The organism is Pectobacterium sp. PL64, assembly GCF_022477975.1.
GTDB lineage: Bacteria > Pseudomonadota > Gammaproteobacteria > Enterobacterales > Enterobacteriaceae > Pectobacterium > Pectobacterium jejuense.
This window is the reverse complement of record NZ_CP092070.1, coordinates 269,275-289,079: the sequence shown is the minus strand read 5'-3', so window position 1 is coordinate 289,079 and position 19,805 is coordinate 269,275. Positions and strand designations below refer to the sequence as shown.

The window sequence follows — 19,805 nt, the reverse complement described above, 5'->3', positions numbered from 1 at the left end:
GTTTACTTTTTCTGTGAGGCTTCCAGCGCCTGCGCCACATCAGCGATGATGTCGTCAATGTGCTCAATGCCGACCGAAATTCTGACCAGATCCTCACTCACGCCCGCTTTTGCCAGCTCTTCCGCATTTAACTGCCGATGCGTGGTACTTGCCGGATGGCACGCAAGCGATTTGGCATCGCCAATATTGACCAGCCGTAAAATCATCTTCAGCGCATCAATAAAATGCCCCCCTGATGCTTTCCCGCCTTTAATGCCAAAGCTGATAATCCCAGACGCCTTACCCGAAGTAATTTTGTCGCAGTTTGCTTTATAAGGGCTATCCGGCAACGCACCATAGTTCACCCAAGTCACCAGCGGATGCTGATTCAGGTAGCCAGCCAGCGCTTCGGCATTGCTGCAATGGCGTTCGATGCGCAGGCTGAGAGTTTCCAGGCCCTGCAACAGTAAGAACGTGCTATGAGGAGGAAGCGCCGCGCCAGTATTGCGCAGCGGCACCACGCGGCAGCGCCCAATATAGGCCGCCGGACCGAAAGCGTCGGTATACACCACGCCGTGGTAAGAAGGATCGGGCTCATTCAGTAACGGGAAACGCGCTTTGTTCGCGACCCAGTCAAACTTGCCGGAATCGATAATCGCGCCGCCAATTGTGGTGCCATGACCGCCGATGTATTTGGTCAGTGAATGGACGACGATATCAGCACCGTGCTCAAAAGGTCGGCATAGCACGGGCGTCGCCACCGTGTTATCAACAATCACCGGGACGCCGTGACGATGCGCAATCTCCGCGATTTTGGCAATATCGACGATATTCCCCGCCGGATTCCCGATAGATTCACAAAAAACAGCGCGGGTGCGCTCATCAATCAGCGATTCCAGCGTCGTAAAATCATCAAAAGAGGCCATCCGTACTTCAACCCCCTGACGCGGCAGCGTGTGGGCAAACAGGTTATAGGTGCCACCATACAGTTGGCTGGTGCTGACGATATTGTCCCCAACCTGCGTGAGCGCCTGAAGCGAATACGTAATTGCCGCCATACCGGATGAAAGCACCAACGCACCGATGCCGCCCTCAATGGCCGCCAGCCGCTGCTCCAGCACCGCATTCGTCGGGTTCATGATACGGCTATAGATATTGCCCGCCACCTTCAGATCAAACAGATCGGCGCCGTGCTGCGTGTCGTCAAATGTGTAAGAGGTCGTCTGGTAAATCGGCACGGCTGCGGACTTCGTTGTCGCTTCAGATTCATAACCATGATGTAGCGCGAGGGATTCAAGTTTCATCTTACGGGCCTTTTTGTTGATCGTTGGAGTGAGGAAAATATCCAGACAAAATAGCAGACAGCGATCGGGAAACGCACTTGATGATGTAGAAGAAATGGAGATAAGTTAGTAAAAACAAGACTAAATTTCAGCGTTACATTATTACGCTGAAGCCGCCTCACAAAACCGAGCTCCACCGCTGAACCGAATCTGAAAAAGCGATAAAATTTGCGCAGAGAAAAAAACGTGCGCACCGTAACCTATCTGCGCGTCACGTATTGCACCGCCTGCAAATCACAGCTACTTTTAACGTTATAAATCCCCCCACCCGAAGCGCAATAAATGACTGATAAAATAAAAAATATCGCTACCTGCGAATTGCCTGCTAGCGTCCAATTCCCCCACTACGATCGTAAGGCGCTGAAGCCACGCATCGTCCATATCGGTTTTGGTGCTTTCCATCGCGCTCATCAGGCACTGCTCACCGATCGCGTGCTGAATATGGTGGGAGGAGACTGGGGAATTTGTGAAGTCGTGCTGTTCAGCGACGACACCATGATCACTGCGCTGCGCCAACAGGATCATCTATTTACCGTGTTGGAAAAAGCGGCGACGGGCAATCAGCCGATTGTCGTCGGTGCCGTGTGTGAATCATTACATGCAAAAGTAGAAGGCATTGCCGCCATTATTGAGAAACTCGCCGCACCCGAAACCGCCATCGTTTCCCTGACGATTACCGAAAAAGGCTATTGCATGGACGGGACGAGCGGCAAGCTGGATCGGACCAACAAGCTGATTCAGCAGGATCTCATCGATCCTCGTCATCCAGCCTCAGTGCCGGGGTTGCTGGCGGAAGCGCTGCGCTTGCGTCACGAACGCGGGATTGAGCCGTTCACCATCCTCTCATGCGATAACGTGCCGGAAAATGGCAAAACGGCCAAAGCCGCCGTGCTGGAATCGGCGGGGCTCAAAGATCAGAGCCTGATCGATTGGATCGAGGCTAAGGTTTCTTTCCCGAATACGATGGTGGATCGCATTGTCCCTGCCGCGACGCCAGAAGCGTTGCAGGAAATTGCCGATCACCTTGGCGTCGCCGATCCCTGTGCGATAGCCTGTGAACCCTTTATTCAATGGGTGATCGAAGATCATTTCACTGCCGGACGCCCTGAGTGGGAAAAAGCGGGCGTGCAGCTGGTGCATGACGTACTGCCGTTTGAAGAAATGAAACTGCGCATGCTGAACGGCAGCCACTCGTTTTTAGCCTATCTGGGCTATCTCGCCGGCTATGATCACGTCAGCGACTGTATGAATGACGAGAACTATCGCCGCGCCGTGTCTCATCTCATGCTGCTGGAGCAGGCACCGACGCTCAGCGTGGTGGATATCGACCTGAAAGATTATGCCGTTCAGCTACTTACTCGTTTTTCCAACCCCGCGCTCAAGCATCGAACCTGGCAAATCGCGATGGATGGTTCACAAAAGCTGCCCCAGCGCATGCTGGAATCGCTTCGCTGGCACGTGCGTAATGGAGGAGACTATCGCTGTCTGGCATTAGGGATCGCTGGCTGGATGCGTTATGTCAGCGGGAAAGATGATGCAGGCAACCCTATCGAGATCCGCGATCCGCTGGCTGATACACTCAGACAGGTTGTTGCGGAAACGTCAGATAGCGCAGAGCGGGTCAGCGCGTTTCTTAATATTCGTTCTATTTTCGGCGAGGATCTGTCAGCAAACCACGATGTCTTCAACGCTATCGCACAGGCTTATCTGAAGCTGCGCGATCACGGCGCAAAGAACACCGTGGCCGCACTGGTACAAGACTTTAAATAACGATAAATCCAAGCAGCGCAAGGTATAACGCACTCTGGACACCCAACACCAGAGTGCGACTTTTCCCCTTTGTTTCATCCAGCCACGGCAGCGCTGACCAGCTCATTCCCCCACCGATGACCGCGATCACTAACATCGCCACGGCAACCAACCAAACGAGCTTGTCCAACAGCGAATTGGGAAACAGAATTTGTAGTGCGGAAACGACGAGAAACAGCGTAACGCAACGCAATACCCCGACCAAAATACCTGCACGATCTCTCAGCCCACGCGGGGCGGACGAAGGCAACCACGCCTGAAAAGCAAACAATCCAACCACGGCAATAAAAATCACATAAATAATGGCATAGACCAGCAAATGACTCACGTTACGGCTCCTGATGAGGGAATACGATAAAGTAAACTGGGCGGGATGATGACGACATTTCCTCTCTGCGGTCAATGCGTTATTTCACATCACGCTATCGATTTGTGGGGTAGCGCCCACTATCACTTCGTCACCAATCTGCACGCGCGCCGCTTTTCCGTAATAAATCTACATATTTTGTAAATTAAGAACACAAATGCACTATCAAAAAATCATAAAAAGCAAATTAAAATATCTTATTTCATGATCTGTCTGACAGATCGTCATTAAAAGCGCGCTAAAGCGTGATCGTCAGTTTACTTTCTTTTCAATAGAGCAAATGATAAAGAAATGATAGTTCAATAGAACTGAAATATTGTTTCATCTTTGTAATTAGGCTGATCATGAATAAACCAATCTCTTTTAAACACACGTTCTGCTACGGCAGCGCGAACCTGCTTGGCAGTGGCGCGCTTGCTATCAGCGGCGCATGGCTGATGTACTTTTACACCACATTCTGTGGATTAACATTGGTTCAGGCTGCCGCTATCTTCTCCGTTGCCAGCATCATCGATGCGATCAGTAACCCCATCATGGGATACATCAGCGATAACTTCTACAACACCCGGGTTGGTCGCCGATTTGGCCGCCGCCGCTTCTTTATTTTGCTGGGTGTCCCGCTGGTGCTGGTCTACCCCATGCTATGGGTTGAAGGCTTTGGCTTCTGGTACTATCTGGCGACGTACGTGCTGTTCGAGCTGATTTACACCTCGATCATGGTGCCGTATGAGACGCTGGCTACCGAGATGACCTCTGACTTTAAACTGCGCTCTAAGCTGACAGGTTCTAAAGCCATTTTCGGTAAAATCGCCAACTTTCTGGCTGCGTTCATTCCTGGGCAGTTTATTGCCATCTACGGTAAAGATTCGGCAACGCCATTCTTCTACACCGGTCTGGTCTACGGTGCCATTATGTGTGCGGCGATGATCGCGCTGTATATGACATCCTGGGAGCGTCCGGTCAATGAAATCGTCCGTGAAAGCACATCCAGCCTGTGGCAAGCGATGAAAAAGCTTAGCGTGGATATGGTTTCCACCTTCCGTCTGCGTATTTTCCGCAAACATCTAGGGATGTACCTGTTTGGCTTCGGCGCTGAGTGGCTTTTCGCTTCCGCGTTCACCTACTTCATCGTCTTTGGTCTGAAGCAGAATACGGCGCTGGTATCACACCTCAATAGCTTCAGCTCAATTATGCAGCTCATTTCTACCGCAGCCTTCATCGGTATCTGCGTCAAAATGGGCTTTGCTCGACCATTCCGTCTGGCTCTGATGGTGGTGATTGTCAGCGTGATGGCGTATGCCGCGCTCTATTTCGCTAACTGGTCAGAAGACATGACCATCTTTGTTCTGTTCGCGATTACCGCCGTATTTGGCCTGAGCACGGGCGGTATCTACTACATTCCCTGGACGGTTTATACCTTCCTGGCCGATGTGGATGAAGTTCTGACCGGGCGTCGTCGTGAAGGGATTTACGCCGGTGCCATGACGTTTGCCGGTAAAATGGTTCGCTCTGTGATTGTCTTCGCGATGGGCTGGACGCTGAGCCAATTCGGCTTTGTCTCTGGGCAGTCAGTGCAGCCGGAAACTGCCGTACAGGCGATTGTTGGCGTGTTCTCGCTGGGTGTTATCGGTCTTGCGCTGGTTGCGATTTACTACACCACGCAGATGAAGCTGGATCGTAAAAACCACGCCATTCTGTTGGAAGAGATTGCACGTATCAAAGCGGGCGGCGCGATTGCCGATGTCCCAGCTCATGCTCGCGCTGTCGCAGAAGAGCTGACAGGCTGGGAATATGAGAAGTGCTGGGGTAACAACCCATTAGGCGTTCAGTCAGAAGAGGCTAAACCGCAGGTTGCCACTGCACAGCATTAATTGAAGACAGGTATCAGGTAAAGCAATCAGCCCAATCTCGTATTGGGCTGATTCATTTAGTGCGCCATGTTTTGATTAACCGTTCGGGCGGGATTAAATCAACGCAGCTTCTTTCAATTCGCTTTTCAGGTAAGCGTAATATATCGGAGCTGCAATAACACCGGACAAGCCAAACGCCGCTTCAAACACCAACATCGCCAGCAGGATTTCCCACGCGTGCGCTTTGATCCTCGTCCCAACGATTTGTGCATTCAGGAAGTACTCGAACTTGTGAATCAGCATCAAATACACCAGCGCGACCAGCGCAATCGGCAATGAAAGCGATAAGCCAGACAGGAAAACGATCGAATTGGAGATCAGGTTACCAATCACGGGTAGCAGGCCGAAAACGAAGGTAAGCACCACCAGCGTTTTGGCAAACGGCAGATGGACGCCACACAGCGGCAGCGCGCCAAGAATGAAAATGGCAGACAGCACCGTGTTAACCGCAGAGATTTTCACCTGAGCGAAAACGATGTTGCGGAACGAAGCCGACAGCAGAGAAACCCGACGGAGTAACTCCGCTTTGAGTAACGGTTTTTCCGTATCTTTATCGACGTTATAAAGCGAGACAATCGCGCCAAGCACCATACCAATCAGCATCGTCACAAAGCCATGTAGAAAACTTTTCCCCATGTTCTGCAACATCACAATATGCGCCTGAACCCATTGCAGCAGCTCATGTTGGAGCTCTTCAATACTGACTGGCAGATACCCCGGTAAGTAATGGACGATCTGCTGCTGAATATCATTGAGGATATAGCCAATGCGCACATTGAAGGCCGCCGTATCCTTCATTTCCTGCATCAACAGCCCGACCAGACTGCCAAACAATAGACTCAACAGGCTGACGACCAACGTGCTTATCACGGCGACCACAATCCAGCGGGCGCGCTTACCGCTGATGACCCGTTGAAAATAGGGCGTCAGTAAATTCACAATTTCATACACCAAAAAACCGGCGATAAAGCAGGCCAGCAGGCGTAAAGGCAGCAATAGAAGCAGGCCGCCCATAATAAAGAAAAAGCTCAGCAGGCGAGCTTGTTTCAGATTCAGTAACTGCATGATGACATCCCGTATGAAGAGGCAACGCTGAGGGTACTCTTTGTGGAGTATGTTACGCCTTTTTCGGTACCAACAGATTGATATATATGCGCCAGATTTACGTCTATTCTGTGAGTGATAACAAACGAGGGATATTTTTGGTGTTTTATCAGCGAAATACCAGCCGTGTTTTAGCTAGGACGGATATCCACCCACCAGGAAAAACGCCGGCTCACCTTCACTGGTAGCGTCCGCACAACGGCGTCAAGCAGGCGATCGGTTTCATGTAGCGGAAAAACGCCCGAAATCCGTAGCGTCGTCACCGCAGAATCAACATGAAAATAACCGTGGTGATAGCGGGCAATTTCATTAACGAACTGTCCTAACGGCATGTTATCCGCGACCAGTTGCCCTTTGCGCCAGCTCTGGCGGAAATTCTCAACGGGCGCGGGTTCACTGCTCCTGTCGCGGGTAAAGATAACCTGCTGCCCTGTCGTCACGCGCTGCGCAGCGGGTACAGCCGTTTGTAGCAAGACCTCACCGCTAAAAACGGAGAGAACGCTGTGGGCGGACGTATAGCGCAGCGCTAATTGACAGGAATGCGCAGAAGCTGCGAGATCGCCATGGGGCGTGGTCAACCGGGCGGCGTGAGCCGTTCGGTTATCCAACATCAATTCACCTTTGAGCAATTGAAACGTCAGCGGCTGAGACAACGCGGGGTTGCCCTGCTGATTCAATGCCGAATCCGTATTGAGCCAGACGGTCATCCCCGTTTCGATGTTGAGCTCACGCGTTTCGCCCGTTTCCGTGTGGTAATCCGCCGCATAGCTTTCCCACGGCAGACTAAAGCCCACGCCTCCGGTAAGGCTGGCAATCGCCAACAGTTTGAGCATGCGCCGACGTTCCCCACCCCGCTTGCTCAGCACCGAAGAGGCTAATTGGCTGTCTACCGCGTGGAAGCGGGCGTGAATCTGTTCAACCTGCTGCCAGGCAAGCCGGTGGGTATCATCCTGATGTAACCATCGCTGCCATGCCTGACGCTCGTGTTCGGAGCAGTCTTCGTCATACAGCGTGGCATACCACTCAGCGGCGGCATGAAGAACATCTTTCGGAATAGAAGAAGTAATAGAGGAAATCATAAGTCCTGACACAATAGACAATTCAGCATTGCCTGTGCCATATATTTTTTCACCATCCGCTCGGAAACGGCTAATTGTTCAGCAACCTGCCGATAGGTTAGGCCATCAAGATGCACAAGCAAGAATGCCTGACGCACTTTGCCCGGCAGCGTCGCCAGCATTTGGTCGATGGCCATCAGCGCATCCACCACCATAGCCTGCTGTTCCAGCGAGGGAGAAAAAGTAAACTCCTGCTCTGCCAGCACCTGAAGATAGGCATTCTCGATGTCTTTACGTCGCCAGTGATTGACCACCAGCCCGTGGGCAACCGTCGTTAGCCAGGCACGCGGTTCACGAATGCGATCGGCCTGATGCTGGCAGATCAAACGTAGAAACGTATCTTGCGCCAGATCCGCGGCCTGCTGAGAACACCCCAAACGTCGACGCAGCCACGCCTGTAACCAGGCATGATGGTCATGATAAATCTGCTGAACGTTTAAGGTTTCAGGCTGATGGGGGCAGGCAGCGGCGGGACTCTTCACGGTATTCGCTCAATGTGACAGCAATGAAATGATTTTCATTATCATTAAAAGCAAAGTCAACGACTATTCGCGTTTATCATGTCGATTACGCGAAAAAGGAGGGCGTGTAGGGATTGCATGCAAAAAGAAAGAAGCCCGAGGGCTTCTTCCAGTGAGAGTCGAGAAGGAGGATTACCAGCGATAGCTGACATTCGCGCTAACGTTACGGCCTTCACCGTAGTAGCACCAATAGTTACAGGCGCTGACATACTCGCGGTTTGTCAGGTTGGTTGCATTAACCTGCAACCGCCAGTCTTTGCTGAAATCATAGGCGATCATCGCATCCCACAGCGTATAAGCTGGAACCTTCATGTCCGCTGAATTGGCAATGTCACCGTAAGAGCTGCCAACATAACGCACACCGCTGCCGATACTTAATCCTTCCAGCTTGCCGTTAAAGGCATAAGTCGCCCAGCCAGATACGATCTGTTCAGGCAGTCCCGGTAGGCGTTTACCCACTTCACCGACGGTACCTGATTTGGTCGTTTCCACTTCGTTATATGTGTAGTTTGCCGTCAGCGTCAGACCGGTATACACCTCACCGCTCAATTCTAATTCAAGGCCGCGTGAACGTGCTTCACCCGCCTGAATAGTCAGACTTGGGTTTTTAGGATCTGTCGTTTTAACGTTTTTCTGTTCCAGATTAAACAGGGCAGCAGAAGCATAGCCGTTAAAGCCTTCTGGCGTATATTTCACGCCAACTTCCGTCTGCTGGCCTTCTTCCGGTACATAAGGACGTTCGTAACCATCACGACCCGACACTGGCAGAAACGATTCCGAGTAGCTGACGTAAGGAGAAATACCGTTATCAAACAGGTACATTACCCCAGCAGTCTTGGTAAATTTGGTATCGTCGGTGCGAGTATCAGCGCCTGATGAAAAATTACGGTCGCGAGACTTCGCCACGTCGTAACGTCCACCCAGCAAGAAGATCAGACGCTCGTCATACTTAATCTGGTTCTGAACATAATACCCGGTCTGATGGCGGCCAGAGCGGTGAGCAAACAGTTGGCTGTCCGGCGACGTATAGTTGCCGTAAACCGGATTAAAGATGTCGATAGGGCTACCAAAGGCGTACAGGTTTCCATCGCGACTTTGCGTATTGGCACGGCGGTAGTCGAACCCAAGCAGCAGGGTATTTTCAATGTCTTCCCACTGCCATTCCCCCACTAAACGGTTGTCCGTAGCCCAGTTTTGTGCAAAGCCGTCACGGTAGGTCAGCCCACGATTAGCCTGACGATCGTTCGCCATACTCAGCGCATAAGCATTGCGCAGATCCAAATTCAGATAGGCGTAATTCACATTCTGGTGGAACGTCCAGGTGTCGTTCAGATGATGCGTGAATTCATAGCCCAGAGTGAACTGCCGGGTATCATGGCGGTTCATACCCGGTTCGCCCAGCGACGTTTTATAGCCGACTTTGCCAAACGGCGTGCCCTGTAGTGTACCGTACGGCAGCTTAAAGCCGTTGGTCGTGTCGGATTTCGTATCCATGTAGCTGGCTAACACGGTCAATTCCGTGTCTTCTCCGAGGAACGTGACGCTCGGTGCCAGATAAAGGCGCTTGCTCTTCGAGAAATCCATCTCGCCCGAGGTATCACGCGCTAACGCAACCACTCGATACAGCACCGAGCCGTCATCATTTAGCGGACCTGCGCTATCGACAGCCAGATGGCGATAATCGTTAGAGCCGTATTCCAGCTCGACTTTCCCCTGCGGCAAACGCGTTGGTCGTTTGGAGATGACGTTAACCAGACCGCCCGGCGGGTTTTGCCCGTACAGAACGGAGGCTGGGCCTTTCAGGACTTCGATACGCTCGACGCCGAACGGCTCAATCTGCTGGCCGTAGAATCCATCTTCATTCAGCGTCGCCAGGCCATTTTGAAACCGAGACTGATCGCTAAATCCACGAATAGTCACCCATTCGGCTTTATTGTCCGGCCCGTATGGCGTCGCGAGAATACCGCTGCTATAGCGCAGCGCCTGATCGATCTTTTGCGCGCCGCGCTCTTCGATCTGCTTCTCCGTCACCACCGCCACCGCACGTGGTGTCTCTGAAATCGGCACATCCAGCTTCATTGCTGTATTCGGTGGAGCAGTAACGACGATCCGATCGTTTTTAGCGGTAGCAGGTGCTGATACAGGAACAGGCTCACTCGCCGTACGCTGCACCAGCGTCACGCTACCATCGGCACTGTACTGTGCGCTTAGGCCGCTGTTGCTGAGGATCTGCTGGAAACCCTGCTCAACGCTGTAGTTCCCCTGCAACCCCGCACCGCGCTTACCCGCCACGACAGCCGGATCGTAAGACAGTAATACGCCAGCCTGCTGGGCAAATTGATTGAGCACCTGATTGAGCGGGCCAGACGACACCGCATACTGCTGGACAGGTGCCGCAGACGCAGCATAGGCCGCCGCCATTGGCAGCACTGAGGCAAACGATGCCCCAAGTACCCCGGCACGTAAAGTACGCGCCAATAGGTGGGTACGGAATTTAACCATTATTTATCCCCTATCGCATAAGAAACGCTTGTTTTCAGAAGCTATGCCAATTGAGAAAGTAAAAAGGGGAACCAGAAATCGAAAAATAATTAAAGTAATCGTTATCAATCAGAAATATTAGGGAAAATACGTTGCCAATATTGGTAAACCGATACGGCGACTAATAAAAACTGACGTCGATTTTATCAAAACGTGCTATATGGCGATAAGCGCTATATAAGCTAAACCACATCCATAATTAGACGATAGTCTAATTATTTATTCGTCATCCTTTCGGATTCAACACGCTAAAAATAAAGAAAATTTACAGAGCTTATTGCTAGCGTTTAATAAACCATGGTGTCTACAGGAATAATTCACGCGTAATCAGAAGGGAGAGTGAATAGGCAAGAAGCAGGGTTGGATAAGAGCGAAACGTTTCGCTGATTATTTTAAACAGGCATAATATATGCAATAAAATAGTTAACCATCTATTTTTATTAATTTTTCACATCATTGTGGCTAATAAAGAACGCTTTTTATTCTCCATCCACAAAAGCTACGTGTTGCTTTATCATTCTGCTGGCCGTCAGTGAGTATTAGAGAAATCGATTACTTGAGAGAAAACGGGGCTAAGTTAGCCATAGCAACGTTATTAATAGCAACAATTTTTCTTTTGTCGTTATTTTTCACTGAAAAATACACAACTCTACTCTTCCGGCCAGATAATCTACGATTACTCAAGCTCACGACGCCAGATTTGTCGAAGGCTCAACTGCATCCTGGTTTAGGATCAGCAAAGAAAGCACCCGGTTTTCGACGTTCAGTTTCGAAAAAGACAGCGTACTTAGCTGCTTTTTGGTAAAGCCATCAGACAACAAATCCGAGACCACGCGCGTACTCAACATGTTGGAATTCGTCATAAAATCGTGATAGGCAAACTTCACGTTGATAGGTAGTACATCATCAATTGAGACGGGCGTATTCATTTCAGCACGCAATCCAAAATGGGCGTTGAAGGCAGAATTCGCACAGACGACCTTACATTTCTCGTCAATCACCGCCACTGCACGTCTATCATTCTGAACTGGTTGAGAAAGCATGCCTAAAATCTCATTCCGGCCAAATATCAGACTCATTGTTTCCTCTGCATCATGCTATGTAAAAAGATATCTCACAGCGCGCTATGACGCCACGGCGCACCATTGATAAGCAATCAACCTACCGGAATTTAAAAGGTTTCCGGACTAATAGTGTTCTTCCCCACCCCAGAAAATCACCTAATGAAAATAGTGAATTTCGCTAACCGGAACCGTTTACACGTTCTCAGGCTACCGGGGCTCAAACATCTGCCGCCTTACTCAGCGTCAGTGATGTTGGGTATATCTATGTTATTTATTTTTGGAAACCGAATATTTCTGAATCAGATACAAAAAATAACACTTCATTTTTCTTTTTCAGCGGCTAGCACACGGCATCTTTACGCTTTTAAGAAGGTCGACATCTGTGCTGTGGAACCCACCTAAAGTGTAGATTATTCACACTTATCCGCCCGTTGATAATCAGATAAATCTATTTCATTAATAGTCTACATATAATTAACAACTGGAACAAAATTTCAACACATCAGCCATAGTTGAACGCGCTAAATAGCTGGCCTACGTAGGAATATACTCTGAACAGGATTTTTACTATCGGCTGAATAAGCGGGATCTTTATGCCTTTTGATCGTAAAGGGCGATCAAAAACTTGATAACAATAGATATAATCTATTGAAAACAATGAATTGATCGTTTATGACATTATAACAGCCCTGATAATTCTGCTGGCAGTCATATTGTGACATACATCACTTACTGCATTTTGGCTACCACGAAAAAGTTGCCTGTTTTCTGAGCCGAAAGACTATCTTTTAAGTAATCCCCCACTGCTTTTCCTGCATTGCGTGATCAATCGCGCAAAAAAGAAACAAAGATAACTGGTTAACTAGAATTAACCATTATTTGACATAGCATTAACATGTTTAAGGAGAAGCGCTATGACACAACATAATAAACACGCTATTCCCGCTTCAATTGCGGAAAATGCACTGATAAATGCCCAGCAATACAAAAATATGTATCAGCTGTCCGTTGACGACCCCGACGCCTTTTGGGGCGAACAAGGAAAGATCGTCGACTGGATCAAACCTTATAGAACGATCAAGAACACCTCATTCGACCCCGGCCACATCAGTATCCGCTGGTTTGAAGACGGTACACTCAATGTGGCAGCAAACTGCCTGGATCGCCATCTGGCCGAGCGTGGCGATCAAACCGCCATCATCTGGGAAGGTGATGACGCGACAGAAAGTAAAAAAGTCACCTACCGTGAGCTGCATCAGTCCGTGTGCCGCTTCGCCAATGTGCTGAAGTCGCAGGGCGTCAAAAAAGGCGATGTTGTTGCTATTTATATGCCAATGGTGCCGGAAGCGGCAGTGGCAATGCTGGCCTGCGCCAGAGTCGGGGCGATTCATTCGGTGATCTTCGGGGGCTTCTCTCCCGAAGCGATTTCCGGGCGCATCATCGATTCCAATGCCAAATTAGTTATCACTGCCGATGAAGGCGTACGCGCCGGACGAGTGATTCCGCTGAAGAAGAATATTGATGAGGCGTTAAAGAACCCGAACGTCACCACCATTTCCAGCGTTATCGTTTTCCGCCGCACGGGTAAGATCGGTGAATGGCAGGACGGGCGCGATCTGTGGTGGCACGATCTGGTTGAAAAAGCAGACGATCATTGTCCGCCAGAAGAGATGAATGCGGAAGATCCGCTCTTTATTCTTTATACGTCAGGTTCGACCGGCAAACCCAAAGGCGTGTTGCACACCACTGGTGGCTATCTGGTTTATGCTGCCCTGACCTTCAAGTATGTCTTTGACTACCATCCTGGCGACATTTACTGGTGTACGGCAGACGTTGGCTGGGTGACGGGGCACAGCTACCTGCTGTATGGTCCGCTGGCATGCGGGGCGATTACGCTAATGTTTGAAGGTGTACCAACCTGGCCGGATGCCAGACGTATGGCGCAAGTGGTCGATAAGCATCAGGTCAACATTCTCTACACCGCCCCCACCGCAATCCGCGCACTGATGGCTGAAGGTGATAAAGCGATCGAAGGAACATCGCGTGAATCACTTCGGATCATGGGTTCCGTCGGTGAGCCGATCAACCCAGAAGCCTGGGAGTGGTATTTCAACAAAATCGGCAATGGCAAATGCCCTATCGTCGATACCTGGTGGCAAACGGAGACGGGCGGCTTCATGATCACCCCTCTGCCCGGCGCGATTGAAGCGAAAGCCGGCTCCGCGACGCGGCCATTCTTCGGCGTACAGCCTGCGCTCGTCGACAACCTCGGCAACCCACAGGAAGGCACCACGGAAGGCAATCTGGTCATCGTGGATTCCTGGCCGGGTCAGGCACGAACCCTGTTTGGCGATCACGACCGCTTTGAGCAAACCTATTTCTCCACCTTTAAAGGCATGTACTTCAGCGGTGACGGCGCGCGTCGTGACGAAGATGGCTATTACTGGATCACGGGTCGTGTTGACGACGTGCTGAACGTTTCCGGGCACCGTCTGGGGACGGCGGAAATCGAATCAGCGCTCGTTGCACACCCCAAAATTGCCGAAGCAGCCGTGGTCGGCATTCCGCACCATATGAAAGGGCAGGCTATTTACGCCTACATCACGCTGAACCACGGCGAAGAGCCGTCCAGCGAGCTGTATACAGAAGTTCGCAACTGGGTGCGTAAGGAAATCGGTCCGATTGCTACACCGGACATCCTGCACTGGACTGACTCTTTACCCAAAACGCGGTCCGGTAAAATCATGCGTCGTATTTTGCGTAAAATCGCCGCCGGTGACACCAGCAATCTGGGGGATACCTCAACGCTGGCCGATCCTGGCGTCGTCGAAAAACTGCTCGAAGAAAAGCAGGCTATGAGTACCGCCTCTCAATAACTCTCTGACCCACCACTCTCTCCATTCCCGTAAGCCATGATGTGGCTTGCGGGAATGTGGGTGGCGATAAGTCAGAAGGTGACGTCGCGGTCGCACTCAACCCTACAGATTACTGGAGACTTACGATGAATGATGCCATTTATCAACGGATTGAAAGTAACCCCTTATTCAGAGAACTGGTCAACAAGCGACAGCGTTTTGCCGCTTTTCTTTCACTCATCATGCTAGTGCTTTACGTCGGCTTTATTCTGCTGATCGCCTTTGCGCCTGGCTGGCTGGGAACGCCGATCGCTCCAGATTCCAGCATTACCCGCGGCATTCCGATTGGTGTGGGATTGATTGCGATTTCCTTCATTCTGACCGGCGTCTATGTGTATCGCGCTAACGGTGAATTTGATCGTCTGACCAAGCAGTTACTGGATGAGGTAAAGCAATGAAAATACGCTTTATGATGCTGTTCGGGCTTTTGACGCTGCCAGTGCTTGCGTGGGCCGCGGATGCCCTCACAGGAGATGTTCAGCGCCAGCCGCTGAATATTCAGGCCATCGTGATGTTTCTGCTGTTCGTCGGCGGCACGCTGTATATCACCTACTGGGCGTCGAAGAAAACCCGTTCACGTAGCGATTACTATACGGCGGGCGGCAACATTACCGGCTTCCAGAACGGGCTGGCGATTGCGGGCGACTACATGTCTGCCGCATCCTTCCTCGGTATTTCTGCGCTGGTCTATACCTCCGGCTACGACGGCCTGATTTACTCACTTGGCTTTTTGGTCGGCTGGCCAATTATTCTGTTTCTGATCGCAGAGCGGCTACGTAACCTCGGGCGCTATACCTTTGCTGACGTCGCATCCTACCGTTTGCAACAGCGCCCGATTCGCAGCCTCTCCGCCTGTGGTTCGCTGGTGGTTGTGGCGCTGTACCTCATCGCACAGATGGTGGGCGCCGGGAAACTCATCGAGCTGCTGTTCGGCCTCAATTACCACATTGCCGTGGTGCTGGTCGGTATTCTGATGGTGATGTACGTGATGTTCGGCGGCATGCTCGCCACCACATGGGTACAGATTATTAAAGCCGTCCTGCTGCTGTTCGGTGCCACCTTCATGGCTGTCATGGTCATGAAATCCGTGGGCTTCAGCTTTGACACTCTGTTCAAACAGGCAATGGCGGTTCACCCAAAAGGCGCGTCAATCATGAGCCCCGGCGGACTGGTTTCCGACCCGATATCCGCGTTGTCCCTTGGGTTAGGTCTGATGTTCGGTACGGCTGGTCTTCCGCACATCCTGATGCGTTTCTTCACCGTCAGCGATGCGAAAGAAGCACGAAAAAGCGTGTTCTATGCCACCGGATTCATGGGTTATTTCTACTTCCTGACCTTCATTATCGGTTTTGGTGCCATCCTGCTGGTCAGTGCGAACCCTGCGTTTAAGGACGCAACGGGTGCGCTTATCGGTGGGAATAACATGGCGGCGGTGCATCTGGCCGATGCGGTCGGCGGTGACTTCTTCCTCGGCTTTATCTCTGCCGTGGCCTTCGCTACTATCTTGGCAGTGGTCGCCGGTCTGACGCTGGCGGGTGCCTCTGCCGTGTCCCACGATCTCTACTCTAACGTGATCAAGAAAGGGAAAGCGACGGAGCGTGATGAGCTGAAAGTCTCGAAAATCACCGTACTGGTGCTGGGTGTCGTGGCTATTTCGCTCGGTATCCTGTTTGAGAACCAGAACATCGCCTTCATGGTCGGGTTGGCGTTCTCCATCGCCGCGAGCTGTAACTTCCCGATTATTATCATCTCCATGTACTGGTCGAAGCTGACCACGCGCGGCGCGATGATCGGCGGCTGGGCGGGCCTGTTAACCGCCGTCATTTTGATGATATTAGGGCCGACTATCTGGGTGAAAATCCTCGGTCATGCTACGCCTATTTACCCTTACGACTATCCAGCGCTGTTCTCGATGCTGGTTGCGTTTATCGGGATCTGGTTCTTCTCCATCACCGATCGCTCCGAAGCCGGACAGCAGGAACGCGCACGCTTCCACGCACAGTTTGTCCGCTCACAAACCGGCGTCGGCGCATCAAAAGGCAGTTCCCACTAATATTCCTCTCTCTGGCCCGCGAAATGCGGGCCAGTTCTTCTCTGCAATCCAACGCTTTGCGCTATTGAAAGATTTTTGCGGGGCGGCTTCACGATAGTTATCGGCCTTCTGTTCTTCCCTGAACGTTCCGCTAGGGTGTCTGCATAAACATCACAGGGAAAGGATGCGATGCAACCTCACGACGCCATCTTCAAACAGTTTTTGAGTGATATTGATATCGCCAGAGACTTTCTTGCCGCCCATTTACCACCCGCTATTCAGCAGCAGTGCGATTTCGGTACATTGCAGTTGGAATCTGCATCGTTTATCGAAAATACATTACGTTCGCGTCTGTCAGACATGCTGTACTCACTGCAAACCCGTTCTGGCTCTGGATATATCTATTGCGTCATAGAGCATCAAAGCCGCCCCGACAAGCTCATGGCTTTCCGGTTATTGCGCTATTGCCTTGATGCTATGCAGCAGCATTTATCCCAAGGCCATCAGTCGTTACCCGTGGTTATTCCGCTTTTGTTCTATCACGGCAAACGCAGTCCTTATCCGTATAGTATGCAGTGGCTGGATCATTTCACCGATCCACCGCTGGCAGCACAGGTTTACCATCATGCCTTTCCGCTGATAGACCTGACCGTTATTCCAGATGAAGAGATCAAAACGCACCGCCGTGCTGCGCTGCTGGAACTTGTGCAAAAACACATCCGAACACGGGATATGCTGGAATTAGCACACGACATCGGGCTATTATTTGAACACTGGAACCTGTCTTTGCCACTGCGGCACGCGTTATTACTGTACGTCGCGACAGTGGGCAATACATCTGACATAGACAGGTTCATTGACTCAGTGGCTGAGCCCCTGTCAACGCATAAGGAGGACACAATGACCATTGCACAGCAATTACACCAAAGGGGATTTGAGCAGGGGATGCAAGCAGGGCTACAGGAAGGTATGCAAGAAGGGATGAAAGCCAGCGCACTAAGCATCGCTCGCCAACTGCTGCAAAGCGAGATGGAGCAGGAGCTAGTTCAACGCGTTACCCAACTGTCCGATGAAGAAATGGCGCAGTTGCTCCGCAGCGAGCAGAAATAATTTTTTATCGTGGGCTATCCCTGCCCACGCCCCTTCGGGCCAACGCTACGCGTTGTTGAAAATCGCTCCTGCAATTTTTTATCGTGGGCTATCCCTGCCCACGACTCTGCGAAACCCAGTGCTACGAGTTATTAAAACGGGATTTATTCCTCGCTTAATGTCACCACGTCATACATCACGCTACCGCCTTTTAATTGCAGCGTGATCGTGTTGTTGCCGTTTTTCAGAAAGCGGGATGACACAGGGATACGGGCGATGTGATAACGACCACTCTGTAGCGCACCGCGATAAATGGTTTTGTCGTTTTCGTAAGTCAGCGTTTCCAGCATGCTGCCGTTTACCGCTACCGCCAGCTGTGGCATGGTCGGTTCGCTCATGCCACTGTTGCTCGCGGCCGCCAACGCGATGTTCAGGAAATAGGTTTTCTTCTCAGGTTGCAGGACAAAACGGATATCCCATTTTCCCGGTTTGGTCTGCGCGTAATACCAGTCGCGTTGATAGTCGCTGTGGCCAATATCGAACGTCAGGTTTGCCGGCACCTCATGCTGCCAGCGGGTGTTGCGGGCTTCATTGCCAAAGCGGAATTCACTCGCCTGCCGATTGGCCTGTCCAATGGCCCACACAACCGGTTCGGCTTTGGGTAGGGTTATCACTGGCAGCGCTTGTTTATCACCGGAAACGGACAGCGTTTGTTCTGCCAATATCCCTGGCTGCGTACCGCTGTTGGCGTATACCGCCAAATGGTAATTGCCCGGACGGACATGGGGAATCGCAAAATGCCCCTGAGTATCCGTGGTTGCCTGATACGAATAGCCGCGGGTTTGCACATCAAACGGTTCATCCAGCGATGACGAAAGCACCACGGTTACGGGCTGCTGGCTGGCAACGCGTCCACTCACCTGCGTGCGATCGCGCACATAGCGGGAATCGTCCACCCATTTGTACGGCCAACTGACGGTTTCCGTCAGCGCCTGACGCTGAGCATCCGCCAGCATGTGTCCGGTATCTCCCTGATTGATATATAGCAACCACGGACCGTAGAATTTTTTCCAGCCCGGTGGGGCCACCATATCCGGCGTGCCGAAGTGTGAGCCCGTCATGTAGTTCAGGATGATCGCATCCTGATGCACCAGCAGATCCTGCTTGAGCGCATCGCCGGAGAAATACTCCCGATTACCATGAATCAGCCACGCGCCTACGCCATTACCGAAAACGCCCCAGAAAGGCGCGGCACGCATGTAACCGGCGAAATCATACTTGGAATAAATGCTGCCATCCGGCAATCGCCAGGTTTCATCCTGCACCTTCGGCGACGCTTCAAGCTGGCTGTAGAGCAGCGGTTTACCCTGACGATCGCCATTGTAGAGATGATCTAACCGGGCGGGATCGAAGCGATAGACGTTACGCAATTCACTGACTTTAACGTCCTGAGTTCCGCTATTCTCAGCGACGACATAGCTATAAAGTCCGCTAACACCGCGACGCATAATCAGGTGATATTCAAGCCGTAACAACCCGTCCCGATCGTCGATATAGGCGACATGTGCCATATCACTATCGTTGCGCAGCACCTCTACCCGCTCGGGGACAAAATCTTTGACGCCTTTAGCATGAGCATCGTTAATACGGTCATTATTAATATAGTAATCGAGATAAGCGCTACGCGTTTTGCTTGGGTCGCGCGCTGCACCGGACAAGTTGGTAACGATATTCTTACCTCCGGTCACCATGCTCGTCGCGCTGCCGTCCTCCCCGAACGCGACTTTTAGCAAGCCGTTATCCAGAACAGTATTCAAACCAGAAACGGATAACGACACCGCATTATCCTGCGCGCTATAGCTGTAGGGTGCCAGCATGGCCCCTACCAACAACAAGACAGATCGCTTCACAGTCAGCCCTCTTGTGTTCAATTGGTTAGACAGAGTTTTTATCGCATCCGTTCAGGCCACTGCCGCTTCAATATCGAGATACTCGGGGCTACCACGGTGCGAG

Annotated in this window: 14 protein-coding genes; 6 read left to right on the top strand and 8 right to left on the bottom strand. The window is 51.3% G+C overall.

Annotation, left to right across the window (positions count from 1 at the left end; translation table 11 throughout):
- Positions 1-2: 2 nt before the first annotated feature.
- Complete coding sequence (locus HP572_RS01290; protein ID WP_014914227.1) at positions 3-1,283, bottom strand: O-acetylhomoserine aminocarboxypropyltransferase/cysteine synthase family protein; 1,281 nt, start codon at positions 1,281-1,283, stop codon at positions 3-5.
- Between the two features lie 321 nt (positions 1,284-1,604).
- On the opposite strand from HP572_RS01290, the gene HP572_RS01285 reads away from it, so the two are divergent.
- The gene (locus tag HP572_RS01285) at positions 1,605-3,092 is read left to right on the top strand and encodes a mannitol dehydrogenase family protein (protein WP_240584562.1); all 1,488 of its coding nucleotides are present in this window, start codon (positions 1,605-1,607) and stop codon (positions 3,090-3,092) included.
- On the opposite strand, the gene HP572_RS01280 is transcribed toward HP572_RS01285, so the two are convergent.
- A complete protein-coding gene (locus HP572_RS01280) occupies positions 3,085-3,459 on the bottom strand; it encodes a hypothetical protein (protein WP_040032715.1) in 375 nt (124 codons plus the stop codon). The two genes, HP572_RS01285 and HP572_RS01280, sit on opposite strands and share 8 nt — an antisense overlap.
- Positions 3,460-3,842: 383 nt before the next feature.
- Between HP572_RS01280 and HP572_RS01275 the strand changes: the two genes are divergently transcribed.
- Positions 3,843-5,369: an MFS transporter gene (locus tag HP572_RS01275; RefSeq protein ID WP_039274273.1), complete on the top strand. Its 1,527-nt coding sequence runs from the start codon at positions 3,843-3,845 to the stop codon at positions 5,367-5,369.
- Between the two features lie 93 nt (positions 5,370-5,462).
- On the opposite strand, the gene HP572_RS01270 is transcribed toward HP572_RS01275, so the two are convergent.
- The 5 genes from HP572_RS01270 to HP572_RS01250 form a co-directional block, all read right to left on the bottom strand.
- A complete protein-coding gene (locus HP572_RS01270) occupies positions 5,463-6,473 on the bottom strand; it encodes an AI-2E family transporter (protein ID WP_240584561.1) in 1,011 nt (336 codons plus the stop codon).
- A gap of 170 nt (positions 6,474-6,643) precedes the next feature.
- Positions 6,644-7,591, bottom strand: coding sequence for a FecR domain-containing protein (locus tag HP572_RS01265; RefSeq protein WP_240584560.1), 948 nt, complete (start codon positions 7,589-7,591; stop codon positions 6,644-6,646).
- Complete coding sequence (locus tag HP572_RS01260) at positions 7,588-8,112, bottom strand: sigma-70 family RNA polymerase sigma factor (protein WP_240584559.1); 525 nt, start codon at positions 8,110-8,112, stop codon at positions 7,588-7,590. Before HP572_RS01260 ends, HP572_RS01265 begins: the two co-directional genes overlap by 4 nt.
- Positions 8,113-8,283: 171 nt before the next feature.
- Positions 8,284-10,653: a TonB-dependent siderophore receptor gene (locus HP572_RS01255; protein WP_240584558.1), complete on the bottom strand. Its 2,370-nt coding sequence runs from the start codon at positions 10,651-10,653 to the stop codon at positions 8,284-8,286.
- Positions 10,654-11,378: 725 nt separating this feature from the next.
- The gene (locus HP572_RS01250) at positions 11,379-11,771 is read right to left on the bottom strand and encodes a hypothetical protein (protein ID WP_010282300.1); all 393 of its coding nucleotides are present in this window, start codon (positions 11,769-11,771) and stop codon (positions 11,379-11,381) included.
- Positions 11,772-12,670: 899 nt separating this feature from the next.
- Here HP572_RS01250 and acs point away from each other — a divergent pair.
- The 4 genes from acs to HP572_RS01230 all read left to right on the top strand — a co-directional run bounded on the left by acs (position 12,671) and on the right by HP572_RS01230 (position 17,813).
- Positions 12,671-14,632, top strand: coding sequence for an acetate--CoA ligase (gene acs / locus HP572_RS01245; RefSeq protein ID WP_240584557.1), 1,962 nt, complete (start codon positions 12,671-12,673; stop codon positions 14,630-14,632).
- A 125-nt stretch (positions 14,633-14,757) separates the two neighbouring features.
- A complete protein-coding gene (locus HP572_RS01240; RefSeq protein WP_011092414.1) occupies positions 14,758-15,069 on the top strand; it encodes a DUF485 domain-containing protein in 312 nt (103 codons plus the stop codon).
- Positions 15,066-16,724 carry a cation/acetate symporter ActP gene (actP, locus tag HP572_RS01235; RefSeq protein ID WP_010295745.1) on the top strand — a complete coding sequence of 553 codons (1,659 nt, stop codon included), beginning with the start codon at positions 15,066-15,068 and terminating at the stop codon, positions 16,722-16,724. Before HP572_RS01240 ends, actP begins: the two co-directional genes overlap by 4 nt.
- 168 nt (positions 16,725-16,892) lie before the next feature.
- Complete coding sequence (locus HP572_RS01230) at positions 16,893-17,813, top strand: Rpn family recombination-promoting nuclease/putative transposase (RefSeq protein WP_240584556.1); 921 nt, start codon at positions 16,893-16,895, stop codon at positions 17,811-17,813.
- Positions 17,814-17,956: 143 nt separating this feature from the next.
- On the opposite strand, the gene HP572_RS01225 is transcribed toward HP572_RS01230, so the two are convergent.
- The gene (locus HP572_RS01225; protein ID WP_240584555.1) at positions 17,957-19,702 is read right to left on the bottom strand and encodes a polysaccharide lyase family protein; all 1,746 of its coding nucleotides are present in this window, start codon (positions 19,700-19,702) and stop codon (positions 17,957-17,959) included.
- Positions 19,703-19,805 lie beyond the last annotated feature (103 nt).

Coding starts and splice junctions, on each gene's coding strand:
- HP572_RS01290 (WP_014914227.1), bottom strand. CDS start 1,283: ATGAAACTTGAATCCCTCGCGCTACATCATGGTTATGAATCTGAAGCG.
- HP572_RS01285 (WP_240584562.1), top strand. CDS start 1,605: ATGACTGATAAAATAAAAAATATCGCTACCTGCGAATTGCCTGCTAGC.
- HP572_RS01275 (WP_039274273.1), top strand. CDS start 3,843: ATGAATAAACCAATCTCTTTTAAACACACGTTCTGCTACGGCAGCGCG.
- HP572_RS01270 (WP_240584561.1), bottom strand. CDS start 6,473: ATGCAGTTACTGAATCTGAAACAAGCTCGCCTGCTGAGCTTTTTCTTT.
- HP572_RS01265 (WP_240584560.1), bottom strand. CDS start 7,591: ATGATTTCCTCTATTACTTCTTCTATTCCGAAAGATGTTCTTCATGCC.
- HP572_RS01255 (WP_240584558.1), bottom strand. CDS start 10,653: ATGGTTAAATTCCGTACCCACCTATTGGCGCGTACTTTACGTGCCGGG.
- HP572_RS01250 (WP_010282300.1), bottom strand. CDS start 11,771: ATGAGTCTGATATTTGGCCGGAATGAGATTTTAGGCATGCTTTCTCAA.
- acs (WP_240584557.1), top strand. CDS start 12,671: ATGACACAACATAATAAACACGCTATTCCCGCTTCAATTGCGGAAAAT.
- HP572_RS01240 (WP_011092414.1), top strand. CDS start 14,758: ATGAATGATGCCATTTATCAACGGATTGAAAGTAACCCCTTATTCAGA.
- actP (WP_010295745.1), top strand. CDS start 15,066: ATGAAAATACGCTTTATGATGCTGTTCGGGCTTTTGACGCTGCCAGTG.
- HP572_RS01230 (WP_240584556.1), top strand. CDS start 16,893: ATGCAACCTCACGACGCCATCTTCAAACAGTTTTTGAGTGATATTGAT.